Annotated in this window: 16 protein-coding genes; 9 read left to right on the forward strand and 7 right to left on the reverse strand. The window is 72.6% G+C overall.

The features are described 5' to 3' along the window. Nucleotides 1-441 precede the first annotated feature (441 nt). Entirely contained in the window at nucleotides 442-651 is a 210-nt protein-coding gene (locus tag BU198_RS13795) for a cold-shock protein (RefSeq protein ID WP_049660537.1), read from the reverse strand. A 355-nt stretch (nucleotides 652-1,006) separates the two neighbouring features. Here BU198_RS13795 and BU198_RS13800 point away from each other — a divergent pair, with 355 nt between their 5' ends. Together BU198_RS13800 and BU198_RS13805 are read left to right on the forward strand one after the other, a co-directional pair. Next, a complete protein-coding gene (locus BU198_RS13800) occupies nucleotides 1,007-1,912 on the forward strand; it encodes a serine protease (RefSeq protein WP_317620114.1) in 906 nt (301 codons plus the stop codon). A gap of 189 nt (nucleotides 1,913-2,101) precedes the next feature. Beyond that, on the forward strand, nucleotides 2,102-3,100 hold the full coding sequence (locus BU198_RS13805; protein ID WP_188297123.1) for an aldo/keto reductase: 999 nt from the start codon (nucleotides 2,102-2,104) through the stop codon (nucleotides 3,098-3,100). Nucleotides 3,101-3,244: 144 nt separating this feature from the next. On the opposite strand, the gene BU198_RS13810 is transcribed toward BU198_RS13805, so the two are convergent. Continuing rightward, nucleotides 3,245-4,240, reverse strand: coding sequence for a hypothetical protein (locus tag BU198_RS13810; protein WP_188297124.1), 996 nt, complete (start codon nucleotides 4,238-4,240; stop codon nucleotides 3,245-3,247). Then, nucleotides 4,237-5,160 (reverse strand): ABC transporter ATP-binding protein, encoded by a 924-nt coding sequence (locus BU198_RS13815; RefSeq protein WP_188297125.1) that lies wholly within the window; start codon nucleotides 5,158-5,160, stop codon nucleotides 4,237-4,239. Before BU198_RS13815 ends, BU198_RS13810 begins: the two co-directional genes overlap by 4 nt. Nucleotides 5,161-5,360: 200 nt before the next feature. On the opposite strand from BU198_RS13815, the gene BU198_RS13820 reads away from it, so the two are divergent. The 4 genes from BU198_RS13820 (at nucleotide 5,361) to BU198_RS13835 (ending at nucleotide 9,584) form a co-directional block, all read left to right on the forward strand. Then, nucleotides 5,361-6,596 carry a sensor histidine kinase gene (locus BU198_RS13820; protein WP_188297126.1) on the forward strand — a complete coding sequence of 412 codons (1,236 nt, stop codon included), beginning with the start codon at nucleotides 5,361-5,363 and terminating at the stop codon, nucleotides 6,594-6,596. After that, on the forward strand, nucleotides 6,593-7,282 hold the full coding sequence (locus tag BU198_RS13825; protein WP_188297127.1) for a response regulator: 690 nt from the start codon (nucleotides 6,593-6,595) through the stop codon (nucleotides 7,280-7,282). Before BU198_RS13820 ends, BU198_RS13825 begins: the two co-directional genes overlap by 4 nt. A 107-nt stretch (nucleotides 7,283-7,389) precedes the next feature. Further along, the gene (locus BU198_RS13830; protein ID WP_188297128.1) at nucleotides 7,390-8,214 is read left to right on the forward strand and encodes a DUF4253 domain-containing protein; all 825 of its coding nucleotides are present in this window, start codon (nucleotides 7,390-7,392) and stop codon (nucleotides 8,212-8,214) included. A 143-nt stretch (nucleotides 8,215-8,357) separates the two neighbouring features. Next, on the forward strand, nucleotides 8,358-9,584 hold the full coding sequence (locus BU198_RS13835) for an SLC13 family permease (protein WP_223244354.1): 1,227 nt from the start codon (nucleotides 8,358-8,360) through the stop codon (nucleotides 9,582-9,584). A 21-nt stretch (nucleotides 9,585-9,605) separates the two neighbouring features. Here the strand turns inward: BU198_RS13835 and BU198_RS13840 are convergent, their stop codons facing one another. Beyond that, complete coding sequence (locus BU198_RS13840) at nucleotides 9,606-11,429, reverse strand: glycoside hydrolase family 35 protein (protein WP_188297130.1); 1,824 nt, start codon at nucleotides 11,427-11,429, stop codon at nucleotides 9,606-9,608. Between the two features lie 510 nt (nucleotides 11,430-11,939). Between BU198_RS13840 and BU198_RS13845 the strand changes: the two genes are divergently transcribed. Further along, nucleotides 11,940-22,559 carry a LamG-like jellyroll fold domain-containing protein gene (locus BU198_RS13845; protein WP_188297131.1) on the forward strand — a complete coding sequence of 3,540 codons (10,620 nt, stop codon included), beginning with the start codon at nucleotides 11,940-11,942 and terminating at the stop codon, nucleotides 22,557-22,559. A 23-nt stretch (nucleotides 22,560-22,582) separates the two neighbouring features. Further along, nucleotides 22,583-23,203 (forward strand): hypothetical protein, encoded by a 621-nt coding sequence (locus BU198_RS13850; RefSeq protein WP_188297132.1) that lies wholly within the window; start codon nucleotides 22,583-22,585, stop codon nucleotides 23,201-23,203. Nucleotides 23,204-23,246: 43 nt separating this feature from the next. Here the strand turns inward: BU198_RS13850 and BU198_RS13855 are convergent, their stop codons facing one another. Continuing rightward, nucleotides 23,247-23,657, reverse strand: a complete 411-nt coding sequence (locus tag BU198_RS13855; protein WP_188297133.1) for a winged helix-turn-helix transcriptional regulator — start codon at nucleotides 23,655-23,657, stop codon at nucleotides 23,247-23,249. Nucleotides 23,658-23,749: 92 nt separating this feature from the next. On the opposite strand from BU198_RS13855, the gene BU198_RS13860 reads away from it, so the two are divergent. Beyond that, on the forward strand, nucleotides 23,750-24,589 hold the full coding sequence (locus BU198_RS13860; protein ID WP_188297134.1) for an SDR family oxidoreductase: 840 nt from the start codon (nucleotides 23,750-23,752) through the stop codon (nucleotides 24,587-24,589). A gap of 53 nt (nucleotides 24,590-24,642) precedes the next feature. Here BU198_RS13860 and BU198_RS13865 read toward each other — a convergent pair whose 3' ends face one another. Next, nucleotides 24,643-25,710 (reverse strand): helix-turn-helix transcriptional regulator, encoded by a 1,068-nt coding sequence (locus BU198_RS13865; protein WP_188297135.1) that lies wholly within the window; start codon nucleotides 25,708-25,710, stop codon nucleotides 24,643-24,645. 147 nt (nucleotides 25,711-25,857) lie between these two features. After that, nucleotides 25,858-26,725 (reverse strand): NAD-dependent epimerase/dehydratase family protein (locus BU198_RS13870; RefSeq protein WP_411293188.1); only part of this gene is annotated, 868 nt, incomplete at its 5' end.

Below are 26,725 nucleotides of genomic sequence, written 5' to 3' on the forward strand. Positions count from 1 at the left end.
CCGGACGTGAGGCGGAGCGTGAGCGCCGCACCGCCCCCGCGGCGCTGCCGCTGCGGGGGCCGTCGCCGTCGTCGTCGCCGTCGCAGGGAATGGCCGGGGAGGCCGTTCGGGCCGTTGCCCCGGCCGTCACGCCGGCCGTCACCCCGGCTGCCACCCGGTGAGGGCCCCGCGGCGGCTCCGTACGGCCGGATAACCGGTTTCGGCCGTTCGAAAGGCGGCCTGAGGAAATCCTTCATCCGTGCCAGGGCAGCCCGTACGAATGCGGTAACAGCCGGCGGCGGCGGAAGCGTCCACGGAAGCGGAAGGAAGGGCCGGGCCGCGCGCCGCGCTTTACCCGTCGGCGCGCGTGGACCCGGACAAGGAACGGGGCCCGTACCGCCTGAGCGGTACGGGCCCCGTTCGCCGTGCGAAATCGAAAAAGAAATCGCTCAGCGGGATATATCAGAGGGCGACGGGGCGAATGTTCTCCGCCTGCAGGCCCTTCTGGCCCTGGGTGACGTCGTACTCGACCTTCTGGCCCTCGAGCAGCTCACGGAAACCGGAGGCGTTGATGTTCGAGTAGTGGGCGAAGACGTCCGGGCCGCCGTCCTCCTGCTGAATGAAGCCGAAGCCCTTTTCGCCGTTGAACCACTTCACGGTACCGAAAGCCATAGGAAATTCTCCTTAGAAGGCGCCATAGACCCGCACTGCGCGGACTATCCGTCGCCGCACTGATGACCCGCCGGGACCTCAGAAAAAAAATACGCCTGCGATGGAACCAGCAGGCGCACACAGAGTCATGGGAACCAAAACTGCAACTCCTACGACCGTATCAGGCTTCGCCGTCAAACGGGAACTTCCGCTTCGCGGGTTTTGCCGGTGCCGAAAGCGGCGCGGGACGGCGTGCGGGGCACCGGATACGGGGGATACCCCCAGGCCGAGGCGGCCTGCTGGCCGGGTGTTCCGGCCGAACGGTCCGGGGTTGGCTGGAGCCATTCGCACCAGCACAACCGAAAGGCCGTCACCCGTGCCGTTCCGCAAGACCGTCGACGCCACCGCCGACCGTACGACCGAGGCCACGACCGCCCGCACGACTTCCCGTACGACTTCCCGTACGACCGCCCGCCGCCGCGTCGGCCGGGCCGCCGCCGTCACCGCCCTGGCCGCGGCCCTGGGCGCCACCGCCATGAGCGGAAGCGCCTCCGCCATCATCAACGGCCGCGACTCCACCGAGCGCTACCCCTTCATGGCCACCCTCCCGCTCAGCGCCGCACAGCTCGCCGACGGCGCCTGCGGCGCCACCCTGATCGACCCCCGGTGGGTGCTGACCGCCGCGCACTGCGTGGTGGGCACCGAGGCCACCGGCGTCACCCTCAAGGGCACCGTGCGCATCGGCAGCGCCCACCGCGACAGCGGCGGCACCGTACGCAACGTCGACCGCGTCGTGGTCCACCCCGGCTTCGGCTTCGGGGACGGCGCCACCGCCCCCAACCACGACGACCTCGCCCTGGTGCGCCTGGACCGCCCCGTCGCCCAGCGGCCCGTCCGGATCGCCGACCGCCCGGGCCCGGCCGGCACCCCCACCAGGCTGCTCGGCTTCGGCACCGTCGTCGACACCACCGACTACCAGCAGATGGTCTTCCCCGACCGCCTCCAGGAACTGCCCACCCGCATCGGCGCCCAGGCCGACTGCGCCCCCGGCTGGGCCGGCCCCACCCGCCTGTGCACCCTCAGCCAGGTCCCCCAGGCGATGGCCTGCTTCGGCGACTCCGGCGGCCCGCAGATCCAGCGCGGCCGCGGCGGCCGCTGGGAACTCGTCGGCACCACCTCGGGCCCCGGCGCCCCCGGCACGGCCTGCGCCGACGGACCCGGCCTCTACACCGACGTGCCCGCCTACGCCCCCTGGATCCGCAGCACGCTCAGCGGCCGCTGACCGGGCACGACCGGCACCACTGACCGGTACCGCTGATCGGGCACGACCGGTACCGCTGACCAGGCACGACCGGTACCAGGAGACCGGCACGACCGGCACCGCCGACGCCGCCCGGCCCCGCACCGCGGCCGAACCCCGCCGCGGCTAAGGTCCCAGGTGAGCACCGTCGCGCCCGAGGAGACCCCTGCCATGTCGACCGACCCCACCGCCGCCCCCGCCCCCGCGCACCCGCACCCCGCGCGCCTCGGCCTGGGCACCGCGGCCGTCGGCCGGCCCGGCTACATCAACCTCGGGCGCGACACCGACCTGCCCGCCGACCGCACCGTCGAAGCCCTGCGCGAACGCACCCACGCCCTGCTCGACGCCGCGTACGCCGCCGGCGTGCGCTACCTCGACACCGCCCGCTCCTACGGCCGCGCCGAGGAGTTCCTCGGCCAGTGGCTCGCCGGGCACCCCCGGGCCGCGGCCGAGGTGACGGTCGGCAGCAAGTGGGGCTACACCTACACCGCCGGCTGGCAGACCGACGGCGTCGCCGCCCACGAGGTCAAGGAACACTCCACCGCCGTCTACGACCGCCAGATCCACGAGACCCGCACCCTGCTCGGCGACCACCTCGACGTCTACCTCGTCCACTCCGTCACCCCCGACAGCCCCGCCCTCACCGACCCCGCCCTGCACGAGCGCCTCGCCGGCCTCGCCGCCGAAGGCGTCCGGGTGGGCCTGTCCACCAGCGGCCCCGCCCAGGCCGACACCATCCGCCGCGCCCTCACCGTCACCGCCGACGGCCGCCCGCTGTTCACCGCCGTCCAGTCCACCTGGAACCTGCTGGAGACCTCCGCCGCCCCCGCCCTCGCCGAGGCCCACGCCGCCGGATGGCTGGTCGTGGTCAAGGAGGCCATGGCCAACGGCCGCCTGGCCGGCCGCAACGCCACCGGCCCCGGCACCGCCGCGCTGCGCACCCTCGCCGACCGCGCCGCCGCCACCCCCGACGCCCTCGCCCTGGCCGCGGCCGCCGCCCAGCCCTGGGCCGGCATCGTCCTGTCCGGCGCCGCCACCCCGGACCAGCTCACCTCCAACCTCGCCGCCACCGCCCTCCACCCCGCCCCCGACGACCTGGCCACCCTCGCCGCCATGGCCGAGCCCGCCGAGGCGTACTGGCGCACGCGCGCCGGGCTGCCCTGGTCCTGACGGGAGCGGCGGGGCCCTCGCCTCGGGGGAACGTGGTTTGCCGGTGGGGCACCGAAGCGTCCGGCCGGGCCGCCGGCCCGGGGACCACCGGGGCCCGAGGCCCGGCGTCCGGCGTCCGGGGTCCGGGGCCCGGGCAGGACCGGATCAGGTCGTGCGGCGCCGGATCCAGACGAAGCAGAGCCCCGAAAGCGCCGCGGCCATGGCCGCGTAGAGCGCCGACTCGATCAGCTGGAAGGGCCAGTAGCGCGTGTTCGGCTGGTAGGTGGCAGCGACGTGGAGATCCAGCTGCGCCAGGCAGCGGACCGTCCGGTCGAACCGGCCCGGTGCCAGGCAGGCATCGAGCTTCTCCCCGTCCGGCGGCCGCCCGGCCGGGTCGACGGCGTGGCCGGCGGAGACGACCCAGGCGTCGGGGAGTGAGATCCCGCCGATCGCGAGCGAGGAGCCGTCCAGGACGATGCCGTCGGCGTGGCCGAGCGTTGTGGCGTCGAGCCGGACGTCCGCGGTGCGAGGCGGGAGGTAGTCCGACCGCAGGGCCGTCGGTACGGCGAACTGCACGGCCGCGAACACGGCGAGAGTCAGGCCCATGGCGGCGACCGGCCGTCGCAGCAGCAGACCGGTGGCGGCTCCCAGGGTGAAGGCGAAGGCCGCGTAGGAGAGGGGGACGACGCCCCGCGCGCCGAAGACCAGCGAGGAGAACCGGTCGGCCCTGACCGTGTCGTACGGGTGCGCGCTCCAGGCCGTCAGCAGGTCGAGCAGCCCCGTGAGCGCCACCGCGGCCAGACCGACGACCAGCAGCTTCACCGCCAGCCACCGGGTCCGGGTGACGCTCTGGTGCCAGGCCAGCCGGTGCGTTCCGGCCGCCAGCTCCCCGCTGATCAACGGTGCTCCCCAGAACGCGCCCAGCAGGCCGGGTACGGTCATCAGGGCCAGGTCCGTCAGCATGACGACGGTGGCGTACCTGTCCTCGAAGCCCGAGACGAGGCCGGGCGCGCAGCCCTCGGCGGCGCACCCCGCCAGGCTGCCGTCGTAGTCGCCGCGGATCCTCAGGCCGAGCACCAGGAGACCGGCCGCGGCCACGGCGAGGGCGAGCGCACCGGCGATCGCCTGGGTGCGGAACTGACGCCAGGTCACCCACGTCATCGTCGCTCCTCCCCGTCCTGCGGGGTGTGGGCCTGCGGGATGTCGTCCTGCGGGGTGTGGTCATGCGGGTCGCGGGCCAGGTAGGCGAGGACCAGGTCCTCAAGGCCCGGGCGCTCCGCGTGCCAGTCACCCCCGGGCAGCGGTGCGTCGGCCCTGACGACGAACGAGCTCCGCTGCCCGGTGTGGCTCTCCCGCACGACCGACAGGCCCTCGGGCAGCGCGGCCGCCGCACGGCGCGGGCCGGTGATCCGGTGGTGCCCGGCGATCAGCTCCTCGCACGGCCCGGCCAGTCGGACCCGGCCGCCGGAGACCAGGAGCAGGTAGTCACAGACCCGTTCGAGGTCGGTGATCACGTGGGAGGACAGGACGACGGTCCGGCCCTCCCGTTCTCCCGCGAACTCCGTCAGACCGTGCAGGAACGAGCGCCGGGCCAGCGGGTCGAGCGCGGCCACCGGCTCGTCGAGCAGCAGCAGTTCGGGCTGCTTGGCCGCGGCGAGGGTCAGCGCCAGCTGCGCGCGCTGGCCGCCGGAGAGCCGGCCGGCCTTCTGCCGCGGGTCGAGGCCGAGCTGCTCGATCCGGCGGTGCGCGGCCCGGTGGTCCCACGCGGGGTTCATCCGGGCGCCGAAGCGCAGGTGGTCGGCGACCGACAGGCCGGTGTACACCGGGGTGTCCTGGGCGACGAACCCGACCCGGGCCAGCTGCCCGGCTCCGTCCCCGGGCCGGTGGCCGAGGACACGGATCGTTCCGACCGTGGGCCGCAACCGGCCGCACGCCAGGTTCAGCAGCGTGGACTTGCCGGCCCCGTTGGGGCCGACCAGCCCCACCACCCGTCCCGGCGGGATCGACAGCGTGCACTCCGTCAGGGCCCACCGGCCCCGGTATCGCCTGCCCAGCCCGTGGGCCTCGATGACGGCGGTCATGGTCCTCCTCAGTTCCGAGCGACTGTGAGCGGTACGCCGCGGTGTGCCACGGCGACGGGTCCCACCGTGCCGCCGCGGGGCAGCGGACGGCGTCAGGCCCCGGAACAGACCTCGGCGGGCCGGGCCGGCCTCAGGTACACCCCGCCGCATCAGTCCCCGGACCGACGCGGGACCCCGGGCCCGGCGGCTACATTGCGATCATGGAGTCGCTTCAACCGCCCCTGCTCAGGCGCCTGGGCGCCAGGCACTGGGTCGTGATCGACTGTGCTGCCGCGCTGCTGGTGATGGTCCTGTCCACCCTGCTCTGGCAGGGGGAGGAGCACATGGGCGCACCCAGGCCGGCCGACGTCGCCATCGCCGTGCTCGCGGTGCTGGCCGTGGCGTTGCGGCGGCGCTGGCCCCCCGCGGTGCTCACGGCGGCCGTGACCGCGGGAACCGTCGCCACGTTCGTCCGCGGCGGGCCGGTGCCGCTGGTCGCGGTCGCCTTCCTGATGTACGTGATCCCGCAACGCTCCCCGCGCCGCGAGGCGCTCTGGGTGCTCGCGGCCACCGTCCTGGTGATGGTGCCCGCCGCCGGGCTCACCGGGTTCCTCGACCTGCCGTACGGCCCCCCTGCCCGGCACAGTGCCGCGCTGCTCCTGGAGAGCGCACTGCTCGTCACGGTGGCGTGGACGATCGGCTACGCGGTGCGGCAGCAGCGGCTCTACACCGACAGCCTCCACGCCAGGGCGGAGCAGCGGGCACAGGAGCAGCTGGCCGAGGCCCGTCGCGCGGCCGGCGAGGAACGCCTGCGGATCGCAAGGGAGTTGCACGACGTGGTGGCGCACACGATGAGCGTGATCGCGGTGCAGGCGGGGGTCGCGAACCACGTCGCCGCCGAACGCCCGGACGAGGCGCGGCGCGCGCTGTCGTCCATCGAGGAGACCAGCCGCGGCGCGCTGCGCGAGATGCGGGCCATGCTCGGCGTCCTCAGGGAGGAGAGCGACGGCCCGCAGCCGGGGCGCGGCGGCGGGCCGGCGCCCGCGCCGGGACCGGCTCCCGCGCCGGGGCTGGCGGATCTGGGCGCGCTGGTGCGGCGGAGCGCCGAAGCGGGCGTCCGGGTGGACCTGGCGGTCCTCGGCGAGCGGCCGGAACTGTCCCCCGGCCTGGACCTGGCCGCCTTCCGGGTCGTCCAGGAGGCCGTCACCAACGTGATCAAGCACGCGGCGACGGACCGCTGCCGGGTCGCCGTCACCTACCACCCCGACGCCGTGCGGGTGGAGGTCACGGACGACGGCGGCAGCACCGGACACCACCCGGGGAGGGCCGCCGCAGGACCGGTGACCGGCCACGGCATCGTCGGCATGCGCGAACGGGTCGGCATGTACGGCGGCGAGTTCCGGGCCGGTCCGCGCCCGGGACGCGGCTTCCACGTCACCGCCCGGTTCCCGCTGTGATCCGCGTCCTGGTCGCCGACGACCAGACCCTGGTCCGCGGCAGCTTCAGCCTCCTCGTGGACAGCGCACCCGACCTGACCGCCGTCGGCGAGGCCGCGACCGGTGACGAGGCGGTCGAACTCGCCGGGCGCGAGAGGCCCGACGTCATCCTGATGGACATCAGGATGCCCGGCCTGGACGGGATCGAGGCCACCCGGCGGATCACCGCCGACCCGGCGACCTCCGGCGTCAGAGTGCTCATCCTGACCACCTTCGACATCGACGAGTACGTCTTCGCCGCCCTCCACGCCGGCGCGAGCGGGTTCCTCCTCAAGGACACCCGCCCGACCGACCTGCTGGCCGCGATCCGCGTCGTCGCGGCCGGCGACGCCCTCCTCGCCCCGGGCGTCACCCGCCGCCTCATCGAGGAGTTCACCCGCCGCCCCGAAGCCGGCAGCAGGCCCCGCGCCGCGCCGGCGGACACCACCGAGCGGGAACGGGAAGTCCTGACGCTGGTCGGCCTCGGCATGTCGAACACCGAGATCGCCGCCCATCTGCACGTCAGCCTGTCCACCGCCAAGACCCACGTCGGACGCCTGCTGATGAAACTCGGCGCCCGTGACCGGGCCCAACTGGTCATCGCCGCCTACGATGCCGGGCTGGTCCGCCCGGCACCCGCGGCCGGCCCCCGGCACACCGGCGGCTGAAGTCGCGCGCCGGGCTGCCCTGGTCCTGACGGGAGCGGCGGGGCACCCGGCACCGGTGCGCCGTTGCCGGTGCGGCGTTGTCGGTGCCCGCCCCTACGGTGAGCCGCATGACCGAGCACCTGGACCTCACCGCCGCCCTCGCGGCCCTGCCCACAGCCCTGCCGCCCGGCCGACTGGTCGCCGAGGAGGAGGGGCAGGCACCGCTGATGTGGGTCAGCGACGACCTCGCCCCCGCCGGGCTGTGGGCGCGGCTGCACCGCGCCCACCCGCAGAGCGGCCTGTGGCCACTGCTGCTCACCCCGCTGGGCCACGGCGACGACGACTTCCGGCCCTGGCTGTCCGGCGAACTGTCCCCGGGCTACGCCTCCCGGCCCGACCTCTACGACCCGGCCGCCCTGCTGCGCGGCTGGTGGGAGAACGACGGCGACGAGGACGACGAGGACGGCGGCCACGCGTCCGGGGACGAGGAGGAGACCGACGAGACCCTGGCCCCCTACGGCCGCACCTGGCCGGGCACCGCCCGCGCCGTCACCCTCCCCGACGGCGCCGCCGGCGCCGAGGCCAGGGGGCTGGCCGACGTGCTGCGCTCCTTCAAGGACGTCCGCCTCGGCCTGGTCCGGGCCGACAGCGGCGCCCACGCCCTCACGGTGTGCGGCTGGAGCGGCCCCCTGAACCACGAGAACGACATCGCCAAGATCGCCGCCGTGCTCGCCGACTGGGAGCGCCGCTTCGGCGTCCAGGTGATCGAAGTCGGCTTCGACACCCTGGAGTTGAGCGTCCCCGTGCCGCCCGCCACGCTCGCCGAGGCGCTCCCGCTGGCCGCCGAGCACACCGCCTTCTGCCCCGACCTGATCTTCCAGGGCGCCGGCACCCTCACCGAGTACGCCGAGCAGCTGGTGGGCGTCCGCCAGTGGTCCTTCTGGTGGGACTGACCTGACCCGGGGAGCGGAGGCGGTCCGTCTGCGGGCCGCCCGCGGGCCGAGGGCCGCCGTGTGGCATGCTGCGCCGGGCCGCGAACCCGACCCCGTGCACACCGGCCACCGGCCGCCGAGCACCCCCTTCCCGAGGAGCACCGCTGAACACCGCCTGCGCCGAAGCCCTGTCCGTGGGCCTGCTGGTGCTCGTCCTGGTCTGCGCCGTCGCGGTGCCGGCCGCCGCCCTGCTGGTGGCGACCGGCGCCGTCCCACTGGGCCACGCGACCGCCGAGGCCGCCCGGCTCGCACCGGTGATCGGCTTCCTGGCCGCCGTCCTGGTCCTGGCCAGGCTCTGCGACGACGAAGGCCTGTTCCGCGCCTGCGGGGCCTGGATGGCGCGCGGCGCCACCGGGCGCCCGCGCCGCCTGCTGGTCCAGGTGTTCGCCGCCGCCTCGGCGGTCACCGCGGTCCTCAGCCTGGACGCCACCGTCGTCCTGCTCACCCCCGTGGTGCTCGCCACCACCGCCCGCCTCGGTGCCCGGCCCGCACCGCACCTCTACGCCTGCGCCCACCTGTCGAACACCGCCTCGCTGCTGCTGCCGGTCTCCAACCTGACCAACCTGCTGGCCTTCACCGCCAGCGGCCTGAGCTTCGGCCGCTTCGCCGCCCTGATGACACTGCCCTGGCTGGCGGCCGTCGGCGTCGAGTACCTCGTCCTGCGCCGCTTCTTCGCCACCGACCTGGACGCCGTCCCCGCCGAGGCGCCGCCGGCCGGGCCGGCCCCCGCCATGCCGCTGTTCGCCCTGCTCACCGTCGCCGGGACCCTCGCCGGATTCGTCCTCGCCTCCGCCCTGGGCATCGACCCGGCCTGGGCCGCGGCCGCCGGCGCCACCGTCCTGGCCGTCCGCGCCCTGGCCCGCGGCCACACCACCGCCACCACCGTCGTCCGCTCGGCCAACCCGCCGTTCCTGGCGTTCGTCCTGGCCCTGGGCATCGTCGTGCGCGCCGTCGTCGACAACGGACTGGCCGCCGGCCTGGCCCACCTCGTCCCCTCCGGCAGCACCCTGCCCGCCCTGCTCGCCACCGCCGCGCTGGCCGCCGTCCTCGCCAACGTCATCAACAACCTGCCCGCCACCCTCGCCCTGGTCCCGCTGGCCGCCACGGCCGGGCCCGGCGCCGTCCTCGCCGTCCTCCTCGGCGTCAACATCGGCCCCAACCTCAGCTACGCCGGCTCGCTGGCCACCCTGCTGTGGCGCGGCATCGTCCGCGACCACGGCGTACCGGTGGACCTGCGCCGCTTCACCCGCCTGGGGCTGCTCGCCGTCCCCGCCACCCTCACTGCCGCCGTCCTGGCCCTGTGGGCCTCGCTGCGCCTGATCGGGGCCTGAACGGGCCCGAGCGGGCAGGCGTCAGTACTCGGAGCTGGGGGCGGCCGTGACCGGGCCGAGGTCCGGTTCGTCGCGCAACTCCACCGCGGTGCCGTGCCGTTCGAGTTCCAGGACGATCAGCTCGTTGGGGCCGGTGCGCCACAGCGGGGCGGGGGCGTAGAGGGTGTGCTGGGGGCCGGCGGCGCAGTGGCGGCCGAGGAGGAAGCCGTTGAGCCAGAGCAGCCCGCGGCCCCAGCCGGGCAGGGCGACGAACGCGTCGGCGGGGTCGGGGAGGTGGGCGGTGAAGCGGTGGAAGGCCGGCTCGCCGTCGCCGGGGCCGGCCCCGGTTCCGGTGCCGTCGCCGGTGTCGTCGCCGTCGTCGGTGAAGCGCAGAGCGGACAGGTCGGTCAGCGGCAGCGGCCGGATCTGCCAGTCGAAGAGCCGCTGGTGGCCGTGCGAGACGCCGCGGGTGATGCCCTTGCGGTCGTCCATCTGCGGGCCGTAGTTCACCCGGCCGAGCGCCTCGACCAGGATGTCCAGCACGACGCCGTCGGGCCCGGTGGCCAGCGGCAGCGTCGCGCCGGGGGAGTTGCGCTCCAGCACCCCGAGCGGGCGACCGTCGGCGAAGACCTGCGCCCGGTCGGCCAACCCGTCGATGCGCAGCGGCAGTTCGGGGCGGTCGGCGGGAACGCGGGTGCGGTAGTGGATCAGTCCGCGGTCCTGCCCGACCCGTTCCATCGGCAGCGGTGCGGCGTGCTGCCGGGGCCGCGAGAGCGCGTCCAGTCCGGCCAGCAGTGCCGCCCGCCCCTCGGCCCGCTCCAGGCGCTGCGGCGCCACCCGGGGTACGGGGGCGGGCAGTTCGCCGTCCGGCAGGGGCAGGTAGCGGCCGATGACCTCGCGCAGGGCGTGGAACTTCCCGGTCAGCTCGCCGGCCTCGCCGATCGGCGCGTCGTAGTCGTAGCTGGTGACGGTCGGCTCGTAGCCGGCGTCCAGCGGGTGGGCGCCGGAGTGGTTGGCGCCGGACCACAGGCCGAAGCTGGTGCCGCCGTGCGCCATGTAGAGGCTGACGGAGGCGCCGGTGGCGAGCAGTTCGTCGAGCGAGGCGGCGGTCTCCTCCGGGTCGCGCACGTGGTGCGGCAGGCCCCACTGGTCGAACCAGCCGATCCAGAACTCCATGGCGGTCAGCGGGCCCTCGCCCTGGTGGCGGCGGAGCACCGCGAGGCGCTCGGGGGCGCGCGAGCCGAAGGTCACGGTCGCCAGCTCGCCGGGAATGGCGCCGCCCTGCTGCATGGTGTCGTGGGCGCCGTCGGTGGTGAACAGCAGGCAGTCCACGCCGCGGCGCAGCAGGCCGTCGCGCAGGTGGGCGAGGTAGCCGGCGTCGTTGCCGTAGCTGCCGTACTCGTTCTCCACCTGCACCGCGACCACCGGCCCGCCGCGGCTCGCCAGCAGCGGCAGCAGCTCGGGCACCAGCGCGTCGAACCAGCCGTCCACCTCGGCCAGGTACGCCGGGTCGGCGCAGCGCAGCCGCAGGCCGTCCACCGCGAGCAGCCGGGCGGGCAGCCCGCCGAACTCCCACTCGGCGCAGATGTACGGCCCGGGGCGCAGGATCACGTCCAGGCCCAGGCCGGCGGCCAGCCGCACGAACCGGGCCACGTCCCGCCAGCCGGTGAAGTCCACGGTGCCGTCGGGCAGTTCGTGGAAGTTCCAGGGGACGTAGGTGTCCACGGTGTTCACCCCCAGCGCCCGCACCCGGTGCAGCCGGTCCTCCCACAGCCGCGGGTGCACCCGGAAGTAGTGCACCGCCCCGGCCACCACCCGGTGCGGCACTCCGTCCCGCACGAACCCGTCCGCGTCGTACCCGAGCATGCGCACACCTCGCCGTCCCGTCGGAGCCCTGGCGCTGTCGAGCCTAGCGAGGAACCCGCCACCCGCGCCGGTGGCGGCCGGCCGCGTCGAACCGGTAGAGCACGGCGTACCAGTGCTTCCGCTGCGCCCGGTCGGTCGCGGCTGCTCCGGCCCGCGGGGAAGGTCGCGGTGGCGGACGTGGAGAACTGGTCGCCCTCGCCCGGCCCGATGGTGCGGGTGCGGTAGTCGGGCTCGTGGCGGATCGGGATGACTGAGGGAACGTTCATGGCCCGAATCTTGGGCCCCACCTGCAACGACGGTCCGTGGTGGTGCTGCCGAGGCAGAACCGCCGCCTGTGCGCGACCCTCGATGCGACTTGTGGTTGCCGGTTCCCGCTGGTTCGTGATTTTTCGCTTTTCAGGCGTGATATTCGTCACACATAGTCATTTGTCTCTTTATCTGTCTACTGACGATCAGATATATCTGCTGCCGTTTCATTTACCTTCACTTGAACGTCTGGTGGGTATCCGCGTGTTGCGTCGTCCCCTGGCAGTCCTGCTGGCCATGACCATGGTCGCCCTCGGCACGGTCGAAGGGACGGCCGCGGCCGAGACCCTGCTGCGCCGGGCTGCCGACACCGCGCCCGCCGACCCGGGCCCCAGGCAGCAGCAGGGCAGTGCAGAGGGGCGCGACCACGACGCCACCACTGCCGCCACCAGCGCGAAGGACGGCTCAGGGCACCCCGGCGCGGCCCCCGCCTCCGGTGAGCTACCCGAGGACAAGACCGCCTCCGCGGCCGTTCAGGTCGTCGTGCCGCCCCAGTCCACGGAACTGCCTGCCACCGACGCCAAGGTCGTGGATAACCCTGCCAACCTGCCCGCCGCCAAGGTCGACCCGGCCAAGAGCTTCGACCCGGCGACCAGCCAGGAACTCCCCGAGAAGCGCACGGCGCAGCAACGGACCTTCCAGAACCTCGACGGGACCTTCACCACTCGCAGCTACCCCGAGCCGGTCAACTTCCGTCGATCCGACGGCTCCTGGGCCTCCATCGACACCACTCTGATACCCGCCGGAACCGCTACCGCCGGCCGCGCCGCCCCGGTCCAGGACTCCTGGACCACCACCGCGGCCGAACAGCAGCTCAAGCTCGGCCTCACCGCCGACGCCGACCCGCTGGTCCGGCTCCAGCTCGCCGACGGCATCTCCGTCGGTTACAGCCTCCAGGGCGCCACTTCCGCCCAGGGCACTGTCAAGGGCAGCATCATCACCTACCCCGGCGTCCGCCCGCAGGCGGACGTGACGATCCTCGCCGGGAGCTCCTCTTTCAAGGAGACTCTGGTCCTCAAGGACGCCACCGCGCCCACCGAGTGGGTCTTCCCGTTGCGCCTCCAGGGCGTGACCGCCTCGCTCGACGCCGACGGTTCCGTCCACTTCACCGACAACGCCGGTACATTGCACGCGCGCATGCCCGCCGGCTGGATGCAGGACTCCGCCTTCGCCCCCAACACCGAGGAAGGCGTGATCTCCAGCGGCGTCGGCTACGAACTCGTCCAGCTGCCGACCGGCGGCCAGGCACTCAAGGTCAAGCTGGACGAGGCCTGGCTGCACGCCCCCGAGCGCGTCTACCCGATCATGGTCGACCCCACCGTCGTTACTCCCGTCCGGGCCAACGAGAGTACCTACGTCGAATCCACCCACAACCAGGACTTCTCCGGCGAACCCGTCCTCAAGGTCGGTACCTATGATGCCGGCAAGCACCAGGCGGCCTCCTTCATCCGCTTCCGCGGAATCGAGGATTCCCTCAGCAACGCCAACGTCCTCGGCGTCAGCCTGGTCCTGTACAACGGTTGGTCCGCCAGCTGCACCCCGCGCACCGTGAGCATCCACCAGATCACGTCGGACTGGTCGGCCGGCTCGGTGCGCACCATGCCCGGCCCCTCCACCGGTCCCGCACTGGCAGCCCCGGCCTTCGCGCACGGCTGGCGGCCCAGTGGTTCCAGTGCCTGGGCCTGTCCGGAGGACTGGGAGAAGATCAACCTGGGCGCAGACGGCCGTAACCTGGTCAACTCCTGGACCCACCACTGGACCCCGAACTACGGCCTTGCCGTCAAGGCCGACGTGTGGGACTCCCTGTCCTGGAAGCAGTTCGGCAGCGTCAACATGTCCGGCGGCCAGCCGTCTCTGGACGTCACTTGGAACCGCTACGGCGCCGACTACGAACTCTGGGGCCTCCAGCAACCGGTGACCGCCACCCAGGAGGGCATCGTCCGCCTGCGGGTGTGGAACCGCGGCATGGACACCTGGACCCCCGGCAACAACTACAAGATGTCGTACCTGCTGTACGACCAGTGGCACAACGACATCACCAACTACGGCACCAACATCGCCTGGACGTCCATGCCCCACGATGTACCCCCGGGCGGTGGTGCGGTGGTCGACGCGCACATCCGCGCCCTCCCGCAGGGCACCTACTTCGTCGCGTTCACCATGGACCAATACCAGGTCAGCAATTTCTGGAACGACGCCGGCGTGCCACCGGTCACGATCCAGATATCGTCCGTCAACGTCCCGCCGCACATGACCCGCCTCGCCCCGCCCTCCGGCGCGGTCGTCTACCAGCTCCAGCCCACCCTCACCGCCGAGGGCGTGGACCCCGACCGGGCGCCCTTCCCCGAGCTGGACTACAAGTTCGAGCTCTGCCGGGTCGTCGGCGGCGACGCCCGGGTGGACTGCAAGCAGACCGACTACCTCAAGCGCCAGCCCCGCTTCGTTGTCCCGCCCGGATGGCTGACCTGGAATGAGCAGTACGCCTGGTACGCCAAGGCCGGCGACGGCGCGGGCTCCAGCCCCTGGACCGAAGCCTCCTACATCCGCACCGTCCTGCCCCAGCCCAACCAGTACACCACCGCCGCCGACGCCGGACGCAGCGTCAACACCGCGGCCGGAAACTACACCACCGCCGCCACCGACGCCGCCCTGCCCACCGTCGGCCCCGAGCTGTCCGTCACCCGCAGCTACAACTCCCTCGACCCGCGCACCGACGGAGCCTTCGGCGCCGGCTGGAGCACGTCGTGGGACATGCGCATCCAGGTCGAGTCCAGCAACTGGCTCGCCGTACCCGGCAACGTCCTGCTCACCGCGGCCAACGGCTCGCGCGCCCGCTTCGGCTGGGATCCTGGCAAGAACGCCTACGTGCCCGGCAGTGGCATGGCCGCCGACCTGCGCAAGACCGACGGCGGCGGCTGGACACTCACCGACCGCACCGGCAAGGCACACACCTTCGGCGCCGACGGCCGACTCACCCGCATCACCGACCCCGCCGGCCACACCCAGGACCTCGTCTACGCCTCAGGCCGCCTCACCCAGGTCAAGGACACCGCCTCCAGCCGCTTCCTGAACTTCAACTGGACCGGCAACCACGTCACCTCCGTGACCGCGTCCGGCTCCACCGGCGGTTGGGCCTACCGGTATGACGGCGACCGGTTGACCAAGGTCTGTCCGCCCGGAGTCGGCCTCGACGCCGCCACCGGATGCACCGTCTACGACTACGGCACAGGATCGCGCTACCGCACCGCCGTGCGCGACGCCGGCCCCTCCGGCTACTGGCGCCTCGGCCAGAGCGACGGCAGTTCCCTGATCAACGACGCCCAGGTCAGCGACCGATCCCCGGCCGAGGCGCGGGACGTCACCTGGGGAGCCGAGGGCGCGCTGGGCGCCAGCGGAAGCCAGGCCGTCACCTTCAACGGCCGCTCCACCTCCTACGTCGAGCTGCCCAACCGCACCATCAGCGGCTCGGTCAACCGCAGCGTCGAACTGTGGTTCCGCACCGCCCAGCCCGGCGTCATCCTCACCTACCAGAACCGTGCCATGGGCGAGGACCCGTACAACGTCGTCCCCGCCCTGTACATCGGCTCCGACCGGAAGCTGCGCGGCAAGTTCAACAGCCCGAACGCCCCCGTCACCACCACCAAGGAGGTCACCGACAACGCCTGGCACCATGTCGTCCTGGCCGGTGCCCGGGACAACACCGCGATGTTCCTCGACGGGGAGCTGATCGGCACCACCCCCGGTGACATCGACCACCTCAACATGGACCGTGCCTACCTCGGCGGCGGCTACACCGGAGGCTGGCCCAGCGGGAACGGCGGCTGGTCCTGGTTCACCGGCCAGATCGACGAGACCGCGATCTACGACTACCCGCTCACCGAGCAGACCGTTGCCGAGCACCACGCCCTGCGTACCGGCAGCACCCAGCTCACCAAGACCACCATCCCCAGCGGCCGGACCAGTGCCCAGGTCGCCTACGACACCACCACCGAGCGCGTCACCACGGTCACCGATGCCGCCGGCGGCAACTGGAAGGTCTCCGAACCCACCTACAGCGGTGGCTCCTTCCTCTACAGCAACGCCGTCAAGGCCTCCGACCCGGCCGGCTACTGGCGACTGGGCGAACGCGACGGCGCCACCGCGGCCAGCGAGGTCGGCAACGGCCTGGCCGGCACGTACGGCGACGGCGTCATCAAGAAGGCCCCCGGCGTCTTCGCGCCCACCGACGACACCGCCGCCCGCTTCGACGGCTCCGCCAAGTCCCAGATCGAGATCCCCCAGGACGTCCTGCACACCAAGACCGACCTCGCCGTGGAACTCTGGTTCAACACCACCGCCCCGGGTGTGCTGATCGGTGACCAGAGCCAGGCGATCGACAACCCCGCCGGCCCCGGCGGCACCTGGACCCCCGTCCTGTACATCGGGTCAGACCGCAAGCTACGAGGCCGCTTCTACGGGAGCGCCCAGACCTTCGCCACCTCCTCGAAGGAGGTCACCGACGGCACGTGGCACCACGCCGTCCTCTCGGTCCAGGGCACCGCCCAGACCCTCTACCTCGACGGCCAGATCGTCGGCGTCCAGAACGGCACCGTCGACCACCAGCAGAACAGCCACACCTACATCGGCGCCGGCTACGCCCGCAACTGGCCCGAACCTCCCGGCGACACCAGCCACTTCACCGGCACCATCGATGAAGTCGCCCTCTACCAGCACCCACTCGGCGACCGCGACGTCGTCGCCCACTACCGCGCCCGCAGCGCCCAGGTCGGTGGCCAAGGCATCGGCTACCGCGGCTCCGTCGTCGCCGACTCACCCGGCGGCTACTGGCGCCTGGACGAGACCGGCGGCACCACCGCCGCCAGCGAAGTCGCCGCGATCAAGGGCAACGGCACCTACGCGCCCGCCGCCAAGCCCGGCAGCACCGGCGTGTTCGGCCCCGGCGACGGGCGCGCCGCTGAGTTCAACGGCACCGCCTCCTCCTTCATCGAACTGCCCACCCCGATCCTCCAAGCCAAGAACGACAGTGCGGCCGAACTCTGGTTCCGCACCGGAGCCGGCGGCGTCCTGCTGAACATGCAGAACGAACCGATGGGCGCAGCCCCCTTCAACACCGTCCCCGTCCTCTACGTGGGCGACGACGGCAGGCTGCGCGGTGCCTTCAACGGCATCAACGGCACTGTCATCACCTCGGCCGGAGCGGTCACCAACGGCTCCTGGCACCACGCCGTGATCAGCACCGGCCAGGGCAGTACCTCGCTCTACCTGGACGGCAGCCTGGTCGGCACGGCCTCCGGCACCGTCAACCACCTCAACATGAACCGCACCTACCTGGGTGGCGGATACGTCGGAGGCTGGCCCAGCGGCAACGGCAACTGGGCCTGGCTGACCGGCCAGATCGACGAGGTCGCCCTCTACCAGCACCCGCTGAGCGCCGAACGCGTCGCCGCCCACTACCAGGCGCGCTCCGCCTCCTCGGCCACCGAACTGGCCGCCCGCGTCACCCTCACCGACCCGGCCGGCAACACCACCACGGACATCCACGACGCCACCCGCGGCAACCGCCTCGTCTCCCGCACCGACGAAGCAGGCAACACCACCAGCTACACCTACGACACCGGCGGCTTCGTCCACACCGTCACCGACCCCAACGGCCACTCCACCGTCAGCGGCCAGGACGCCCGCGGCAACACCGTCTCCCTGACTACCTGCCGCGACGTCAACTCCTGCTGGACCTCCTACACGAGCTACCACCACGACCCCGCCAAGCCGCAGGACCCGCGCAACGACAAGCCCACCGAGACCCGCGACGCCCGATCCGCAGGCCCCAGCGACACCGCCTACCGCACCACCGTCTCCTACAACGCCCTCGGCCTGCCCGAATCCACCACCCGCCCCGACGGCCGCACCACCCGCGCCACCTACACCACCGGCACCGAACCCGCCCACAGTGGCGGTACCGCCCCGGCCGGGCTGCTCGCCAGCGAGACCACCGCCGCCGGAGCCGTCACCAGCTACACCTACTACTCCACCGGCGACCTCGCCCGCACCACCCTGCCCAGCGGCATAACCCTCACCTACGGCTACAACGCCGCCGGCCGCAGGATCTGGACCACCGAGACCTCCGACGCCCAGCCCGCCGGCGTCACCACCACCTACGAGTACGACGACCTCGGCCGCCAGACCGCCCAGACCGGTCCCAAGGTCACCGACGCCGTCACCGGCGACATCCACCAGGCAAAGACCACCGTCGCCTTCGACGCCGACGGCCGTCCCACCCACGCCACCACCACCGACATCGCCGGCACCGACGGCACCCGCACCACCACCAGCGGCTACGACAGCGCAGGCCGCCTGGAGAGCGACACCGACGCGGCGGGCAGCGTCACCCGCTACGGCTACGACGTGCTCAGCCGCCGCGCCTCCCTCACCGACCCGCTCGGCCAGGTCACCCGCTACACCTACACCCCGCGCAGCCAGCCCGCGACCACCGTCGTCGAAGGCTGGAACGGCGACGGCAAGGGCACCCGTTCCCTGACCCTGGAATCCCGCGCCTACGACCCCGCCGGCCGCCTGGCCTCCACCACCGACGCCATGGGTGCCGTCACCAGCTACACCTACTTCGACGACGGCCTGCCCGCCACTGCCACCGCCGACAACGTCACCCAGGCCGACGGCACCACCCGCCCGATCGTCCTGGAGGCGAACGAGTACGACGGCGCCGGACACCTGGTCAAACGGACCACCGGCAACGGCCGCACCACCACAGCGCTCACCGTCGACCCATCCGGACGGGTCACCCAGAGCGTTCTCGACCCGGTCGGCCTCAAGCGCACCACCACTCTCGGCTACGACGCCGACGACCGCGTCACCACCAGCACCCTCAAGGTCAGCGACACCGAGAACAGCGTCCAGACCAACACCTACGACACCGCCGGCCGCCTGACCCGCAGCCAGCTCGCCTCCTCCACAGGTGGCCCCACGGCCGTCAGCACCTTCAGCTACGACCAGCGCGGCCTGCTCACCGCCGCCACCTCACCCAACGGCAACGCCCCCGGAGCCGACCCGGCCGCCCACACCGCCACCTACCAGTACGACGCCCTCGGCCGTCAGACCACCACCACCGCCCCACAGGTCGCCGCCGAAAGCGGGGGAGCGGCCTCCACCACGGTGCGCCCGACCACCACCACCGGCTACAACGCCTTCGGCGAAGCCGTCTCCACCAAGGACCCGCTCGGCCGGGTCGTCCGGGCCGTCGTCGACCAGCTCGGCCGCGTCACCGAAACCCGCCTCCCCTCCTACACCCCGCCCGGCACCACCACCGCCCTCACCGCAGTCAGCCGCATCGCGTACGACAAGCTCTCCCGCGTCACCTCCATCACCGACCCGGCCGGCCGACGCACCACCTTCGGCTACGACCGCCTCGACCACCGGATCCTGCGCACCGACCCCAACTCCCAGGGCGGTCTCCAGCCCCCGGTGGACGACAACCCGCCCACCTGGAGCGCCACCTGGACGCCCACCGGCCTCCAGCTGTCCGCCACCGACCCGCTCGGCGCCCGCACCGAAGGCACCTACGACCAGCTCGGCCGCACCCTCACCGCGACCGTCGTCGAGCGTCAGCCCACCCTCCAGAACCTGACCACCAGGTTCACCTGGGACGACGCCGGCAATCTCACCGCCCTCACCACCCCGGCCGGCGGCACCAGAAAAGCCACCCACAACACCGCCGGCCAGATCCTCACCAGCACCGACCCCGTCGGACGCGTCAGCAAGGCCGAGTACGACGGGATCGGCCGCGTCGCGCGTGCCACCGCCCCCCTCGGTGAATCCGTGCGCACCCGCTACGACGCCCTCGGCAACCCCGCCGCCACCGACAACCTCGACCCGGCCGGCACCGTGCTGCGCACCACTACCTCCACCTACGACCTGGAAGGCCGGGTCCTCGCCAGTACCAGCCCGACCACCGGCGCCGTCACCAGCACCGCCTACGACGTGCTCGGTCGCCCGGTCACGCTCACCGAACCGGTGGCCGCCGGCCAGAACATCACCACCACTTTCGGGTACGACGCCGCCGGTAACCGCACCCGCCTGACCGACGGCAAGGGCAACACCACCGTCTACACCTTCAACGCCTGGGGCCTGCCCGAGTCGACCGTCGAACCCGCCACCGCGGCCCACCCGGCCGCCGCCGACCGCACCTGGACCATCGCCTACGACGTGGCCGGCCAGGCCGTGCGCAGCACCGAGCCCGGCGGCATCGTGCGCACCAGTGCCTACGACCCGCTCGGCCGCCTGGTGCGCGAGAGCGGCACCGGCGCGGAAGCCGACACCGTGGACCGGGAGCTGACCTACGACAAGGCCGGGCACCTGATCCGGCACAACTCCTCGGCCCTGAACGGCCAGAACTACGCCTACAACGACCGCGGCCTGCTCATCAAGGCCGGCACCGATCTGGCCGCTGCCACCCAGAGCTGGGAGTACGACGCCGACGGACGCGCCACGAGGCGGCGGGACAAGGACACCGATCTGACGGTCTTCGGCTACCAGGCGGACGGTCGGCTCGACTGGGCCGACAACCCCAAGCTGAAGACCAAGAACCGGTACGGCTACGACGGCGACGGCCGGATGAGCAAGCAGTGGTACGTCCAGGCCGGTCCGGTCGACACGGTGATGTCCGAGCGACGCCTGGGCTACGACCCGCTCGGTCGCCTGTCCGGTGATCAGCTGGTGGCCGTCGGCGGTGCGGGCACCCCGCTCGCCGACACCGTCTACGAGTACGACCTGGACGACCGGCTGACCCGCAAGACCGTCAGCGGCGGCGCAGCCGAACCGGTCAAGGACAACCGCTACGGCTACGACCTGGCCGACCGCCTCGCTTCCTGGACCGCCGACGGCACCACCACCGCCTACACGTGGGACGCCGCCGGGAACCGCACCGGCAACGGAACCGCCACCGCCACCTACGACGAGCGCAACCGCCTCCTCACGGATGGCACCAGCACGTACCGCTACACCGCGCGGGGCACCCTGGCCGCCGCCACCACCGGGATCAAGGAGGACGCCCTCGCCTTCGACGCATTCGGCCGCCTGATCAGCGAAGGCACCACCAACTACACCTACGACGGACTCGACCGCGTCACCACCCGCAACGCCGCCCGCTTCAGCTACGACGGCGGATCCAACAACCTGACCGGCGACGGCACCTGGGCCTACGCCCGCGACACCGCCGGCAACCTGCTCGGTGCCGCCGACGCCACCAGCAGCGTGCGCCTGCGCACCGACCAGCACACCGACGTCACCAGCACACTCGACGCCAACGGCACCACGGTCACCGGTACCACCGCGTACGACCCCTTCGGCAAGCCCACCGCGACCAGCGGCACCAGCACCGGCCTCGGCTACCAGAGCGGCTGGACCGACCCCGCCACCGGCGACGTCAACATGGCCGCCCGCTGGTACCGCCCCGGCACCGGCGGCTTCACCAGCCGGGACAGCTGGCAGCTCGGCCCCGACCCCTCAGTCCAGGCCAACCGCTACACCTACGCCAATGGCAGCCCCCTCAACAACACCGACCCGACGGGGCACATGATTCCCAAGGGTGGCGGTGGCGGTGGCGGAAGCGCGATGTTCCCTACGGTGCCGAGCTTCGGCAGCGCGGCGTCGGCCTTCGGCGCCCTCACCACCGGAATCGCCGCCCTGGGAATCGGCGACGAGATGTACAAGAAGTACCTTGAGGCGCAGGGCGGTTCCGCGGCCGCAGGAACGTACGCCGCGACTTCCTCCAGCACCTACGAGCTCCAGTTGGAGAAACTGGAGTACCGGGCCCGGGCCCAGAAGGCCGCTGCTGCTGCCGCCGCTGCGGCCGCCGCAGGACCCGCAGCCTCCGGGGCCGCGACTCCAAGCACCTGCTGGACGAAGTGTGGCGGTACACCCACTCGCGTCCGCCCGGCGAACTTCCACCGGCCGACCACCACGATCAAGCGACCGACCGAGATCAAGGTCCCCAAACCGCTCTGGGACCCCCGCAAGACCGACATCGAGCGCCCACCGCCGAAGCCCGACTGGGAACCGCCGAAGCCCGGCGACATCCTCAAGATCATCACCGCCGTCTACAACGCCGCCGACCTGCTCGACCAGCTGACCACCGACCAGAACGTCACCCCCGACCAGGAGACCGACACTCACTTCACGCCAAGCTCAGACCCCGATCCGCTTCCAGTCGGAATGAACTCTCAAGACCCTTCTTGCGGAACCACCGGATGGGTCATGTATGGTGCGCCGGACAAGGCGAACGGATCGCGTTCGACAGGAATTTCTGCTTGCGTTACGAAGAAAATGCTCGACACTGGGAATGAGCCGTCCTCGGCCCCTCCGGGATATTCGTGGGCGCAGAAGTTCTCCAAATATATGGGCGTGGCAGATGAGAAGCTTTCAATCAATGCGTGCCACCTTTTCGGGAATCGACTTGGCGGCTTTGGAGGTAAACCCAACCTGGCTACCTGTGGTCGCTCCACGAATGCCGCAAGGCAGGACCCCACTGATCCTGGAAAGGTTGACAGTATGGTGAAATTCGAGGGCATGGTCTACGATAATGTTAAAGCTGGTAACTCTGTCAAATATAGGGTTGTTCCGAGGTATCTTGAAAATAGAACCGTCCCTTATCGGTTTGATATGTATGCGCTGAGTTCGAGTGGAATGAATTTGGCCAAGGGTTACCTGAATGAAGTCTATAGCCCTCGGGATGGCCGGTGGGTCAATATTGGAATCGAAGGATGCCCTGTGGTTTCGTGTGGAAATTCGCTACCCATTCCCGGGGTTAAATGATGAATTATGGAAAGGACTCCTTCGTGCTGCATCCGGCCGTCGGGGAACTCGTGACGGCCCTGCCGACCATCGGTCCGGCGGGGGACGGCGTCGACTGGGCCGCGGTGGCGGCCGACTGGGGCGTGGAATTCCCCGGCGACTTCAAGGACTTCACTTCGGTCTTCGGCGCCGGGACGATCGACAACTTCATCGTCGTCGGGACGCCGGTCGGAGATGCGCCCAGGCCGGGCCCGGTCCGGCTGCGGGACCTGACGCCGGACCGCCAGGCAAACGAGGCCCCGTCGGGCCCGGGCCGGCTGATCTGGTGGGGCGGAAGCGGCGATGCCGCGGACTTCTACTGGGAGGTCACGGGAGGGGCGCCCGAGACCTGGCCGGTCCTGGTCAGGTCGGCCGAGGGCGGGTTCACCGGGTTCGACTGCGGCATGGCCGAGTTCCTCCTGAGGATGCTCGGGCCGCGGGAGCGGCGGCCGCTGGAGAGCCCGCGCCTCTACGGCGCGCCGGACTCCAGGTTCCTCCACTGGCGGGAGGAGGCGGCCCTCCCGGTGACGGCGGACCCGTGGGAGTACCTGGACGAGCTGTACGAGCGGAACGAGCTGGAGGAAGGCCTTCCCGAGGGAGGGCTGGTGGTCTTCGACGACCTCTGACGGCGGCGGGCGGCGCCCGAGCCTCACCGCGCCGTAGGTGCGGTCATGTGGTCAAGGGACCGACGGCCGGGGGACTTGCGAGTCCGGGCCGTCCGCCCGGCGGGAGGCGTCGGGTGATCCGGTCGAACAGCTCCGTCAGCGGCTCGCCCACCTCGTGGCCGAACTCGGTCAGGCCGTACGTGACCTGGGGCGGCGTGGTCGGCTCGACCTTCCGCCAGAGCAGGCCGTCCTGGACCAGTACCCGCAGGGTCTGGGCGAGCATCTTCTCGCTGATGCCGTGGATGCTCTCGCGCAGCTCGAAGAAGCGCAGGTCGTTGCTCCGCAGGGAGATCAGCACCCAGACGCCCCACCTGCTGGTGACGTGGTCGACCATGTCGCGCGCGGGGCAGTCGGTGTGAAACACGTCATACCGGCCACCCGCCTCGGTCCCTCTGTCCTGCACCCCTCCCACCATGCCATGAGCTTACCTCCAGGTATGTCCTTACCCGGAGTTAGCCCGCCCTCCTAACGTCGGAGCCACCAGAGGACATCTGACGAGGAGTGACCATGATCGTGGTGACCGGAGCGACCGGGAACATCGGCCGGCCGTTGACGCAGGCGCTGACCGAGGCGGGGCAGCGGGTGACGGCGGTGTCGCGGCACCCGGCGGCGGTGCCGGACGGCGCCCGCCACCTGGCGGCCGACCTGGCCAGGCCGGCCGAGCTCAAGCCCGCGCTGGCCGGGGCGGCGGCGCTCTTCCTGCTGCTCTCCGGCGACCTGCACGCCGCCGGGAGCGACCCCGCCGACCTCATCGGCGAGGCCGCGGCCGCCGGGGTCCGGCGGATCGTGCTGCTCTCCAGCCAGGGCGTGGTGACCAGGCCCTTCGGGCCGACCCGGATCGCGATGCGCGAACTGGAGGACACACTGCGGGAATCCGGCCTGGAGTGGGCGATCCTGCGGCCGGGCGGCTTCGCCTCGAACGCTCTCTGGTGGGCCGAGTCCGTCCGTGCGCAGGGGCTCGCAGCCGCGCCCTTCGGCGATGTCGGCGTGCCGGTCGTCGACCCGGCGGACATTGCGGCGGTCGCGGCGGCCTGCCTGCTGGACGACCGGCACGCCGGCGGCGTGTACCAGCTGACCGGCCCCGAGGTGATCACGCCGCGCGGGCAGGCGGCCGCGATCGCGGACGCGCTGGGCTCGCCGGTGCGGTTCCACGAGCTCACCCGCGCCGAGGCCAGGGCCGCCATGAGCCAGGCCATGCCGGCGGAACTCGCCGACGACACCCTGGACATCCTCGGCGCACCCAACCCGGCCGAACTGCGCGTCAGCCCGGACGTCCAGCGGGTCCTCGGCCGCGCCCCGCACCCCTTCTCCGCCTGGGCCGCCCGCAACGTCGACGCCTTCCGCTAGCGCGGGCACGGGGCCCTGTCCGATCCTGCGAACGATGCCGCGCCGCCGCGGTGTCAGGCCGGGGGCCGGCCGAGGGTGGGGAGGTGGTCGGCCATGAGGAGGGCGACCAGTTCGCGGCGGGTGCGGGTGCCGGTCTTGTGGAGGATCGCGGTGACGTGCTGCTGGACGGTGGGCACGGTCAGGTGGAGGAGGACGGCGATGTCCTTGGTGCTGGCGCCGCGCACCGCGTGCAGGGCGACCTGCTGTTCGCGCGGGGACAGGCCGTGGGCGAGCAGGGCCAGGGGCAGGCGCTGGGCGGGGGAGACGGGGGAGGCGACGACGGCGACGCCGCCGCGGCGGCCGTCCAGCGGGGAGGCGTTCAGGGCGAGCCACTGGCCGTCGGGGGTGCACACCCGCACCTGCGCCGGCCCGCCGGTGCGGGCGGCGTGGCGGGCGACGGTGAGGAAGCCGCTGGGCACCCCGCCGGTGTGGGCGGTGGGTTCGGCCATCCGTCCGATGAGTTCGCGGGCCGCCGCGTCCGTCGAGCGCAGCCGCCCGTAGCCGTCGAGGATGGCCACGGCCGGGGCGTGTACGGGCTGGGTGCTGCGCAGGGCGGCGAGGTGGGAGCCGCGCAGGGCCGCGCCGATCGGGGCGGCGACGCGTTCGGCCAGGCGCAGGTGGGGCAGTTCGTAGTGGCCGCGGGCGCGTTCGCGCATGAACGCCGCCGAGGCCCAGCGGCCGCCGCCGAGGTCGAAGTTGATCCGCAGTTCGTCGCCGTAGCCGCAGGGGTGGAGCAACTCCCGGTAGCGGACGCTGCGTTCGGGACGCCCGTCGGTGGCCCGGCCGACGCTCTGGGCCAGCCGGCCGGCGGTGCGGATCGCGGTGAAGGTGGTGGCGTCCTCGCCCTGGAGCTCCAGTTGCACGGCCTGCTCGAACCGGTCGGGGTCGAGGCCGTCGGCGACGGTGGAGACGGGGAAGCCGGTGACCGGGTCGTTGCCGTGCCAGCAGCCGCCGTCGAAGCCGAGCGGGCCCACCAGCAGGGTGTGCAGCTCGCGGAACAGCTCGGCGGCGGGTAATCGGGAGGCCGACAACTCCCGGATGGAACACAGGACTTCACGCTCGACATCACGTCGTTTGGCCACGGACGGAATACTACGGAAGTCGGGGCCCGGTGTCCGGTGAACGGATGGAGTGGGGCGGAGAGGATCGCCACGGAAGCAGCGGGGGCGGGCGCGCCACTGCTCGGCGCGCCCGCCCCCGTCCCCCGTCCTCCCGTTCCCCCGCGCCGGCTACGCCCGCTCGCGCCACCAGGCGACCGTCGCCCGCAGCTGCTCCTCCAGCGGCGTGGCCCGGACCGTGAACGCCGCCTCGTACGCGGAGCAGTCCACCGTGAACGGCCGGTCGAACTGGTAGCGCACCTCCCGCAGTTCGCGCAGTAGCGGGTTGACCAGCCCCGCCACGGCGAGCAGGGGCGCGGGCAGACGGCGCACCGCGACCGGTCCGCCGCCGGCCTCGGCGGCCAGCCGGCCGGCCATCGCGCGCACCGACAGCGGCGCGGCGGTGGGCACGTGCCAGGCCCGGCCCCAGGCCCGCTCCTCGCCCGCCAGCTCGGCCATCGCCCGGGCCACGTCCGGCAGGTAGGTCCAGCTGTGCGGGGTGTCCGGGTCGCCGAGCGTGGCGACCGGGCGGCCCTTCAGCAGGTTCGGCATCACCCGCGCGGCCAGGTGGCCGCCGTCGGTGACGCCGGGGCCGAAGAAGTCCGAGGCCCGCACCTCCACCGCCCGGATCCGCCCGGCCTCGTGCAGCGCCCGCGCCTGCTCCCAGGCCGCCGCCCGCACCCGCCCCTTGGGGCCGGTGGCGGCGAGCGGCAGGTCCTCGGTCATCGGGCCCGTCACCGGCCCGTAGCCGTACAGGTTGCCGAGCATCACCAGCACCGCGCCGCTCTCCTCGGCCGCCGTGCACAGCGAGGCGGTCAGCGCGGGCCACAGCCGGGTCCACCGAGGCAGCGGCGGGGCGGCCAGCACCGCGCCGCTCTCCTCGGCCGCCGTGCACAGCGAGGCGGTCAGCGCGGGCCACAGCCGGGTCCACCGAGGCAGCGGCGGGGCGGCGCAGCCGTGGACGGCGGCGGCGCCGCGGGCGGCCCGGGCCAGCCGTACG

It is taken from the genome of Streptomyces sp. CBMA156, from assembly GCF_014596515.1.
Lineage (GTDB): Bacteria > Actinomycetota > Actinomycetes > Streptomycetales > Streptomycetaceae > Kitasatospora.

Excerpts from the sequence above, each read along its gene's own strand:
- BU198_RS13795 (WP_049660537.1), bottom strand. The coding sequence starts at position 651 with ATGGCTTTCGGTACCGTGAAGTGGTTCAACGGCGAAAAGGGCTTCGGC.
- BU198_RS13805 (WP_188297123.1), top strand. The coding sequence starts at position 2,102 with ATGTCGACCGACCCCACCGCCGCCCCCGCCCCCGCGCACCCGCACCCC.
- BU198_RS13810 (WP_188297124.1), bottom strand. The coding sequence starts at position 4,240 with ATGACGTGGGTGACCTGGCGTCAGTTCCGCACCCAGGCGATCGCCGGT.
- BU198_RS13815 (WP_188297125.1), bottom strand. The coding sequence starts at position 5,160 with ATGACCGCCGTCATCGAGGCCCACGGGCTGGGCAGGCGATACCGGGGC.
- BU198_RS13820 (WP_188297126.1), top strand. The coding sequence starts at position 5,361 with ATGGAGTCGCTTCAACCGCCCCTGCTCAGGCGCCTGGGCGCCAGGCAC.
- BU198_RS13830 (WP_188297128.1), top strand. The coding sequence starts at position 7,390 with ATGACCGAGCACCTGGACCTCACCGCCGCCCTCGCGGCCCTGCCCACA.
- BU198_RS13840 (WP_188297130.1), bottom strand. The coding sequence starts at position 11,429 with ATGCTCGGGTACGACGCGGACGGGTTCGTGCGGGACGGAGTGCCGCAC.
- BU198_RS13855 (WP_188297133.1), bottom strand. The coding sequence starts at position 23,657 with ATGGTGGGAGGGGTGCAGGACAGAGGGACCGAGGCGGGTGGCCGGTAT.
- BU198_RS13860 (WP_188297134.1), top strand. The coding sequence starts at position 23,750 with ATGATCGTGGTGACCGGAGCGACCGGGAACATCGGCCGGCCGTTGACG.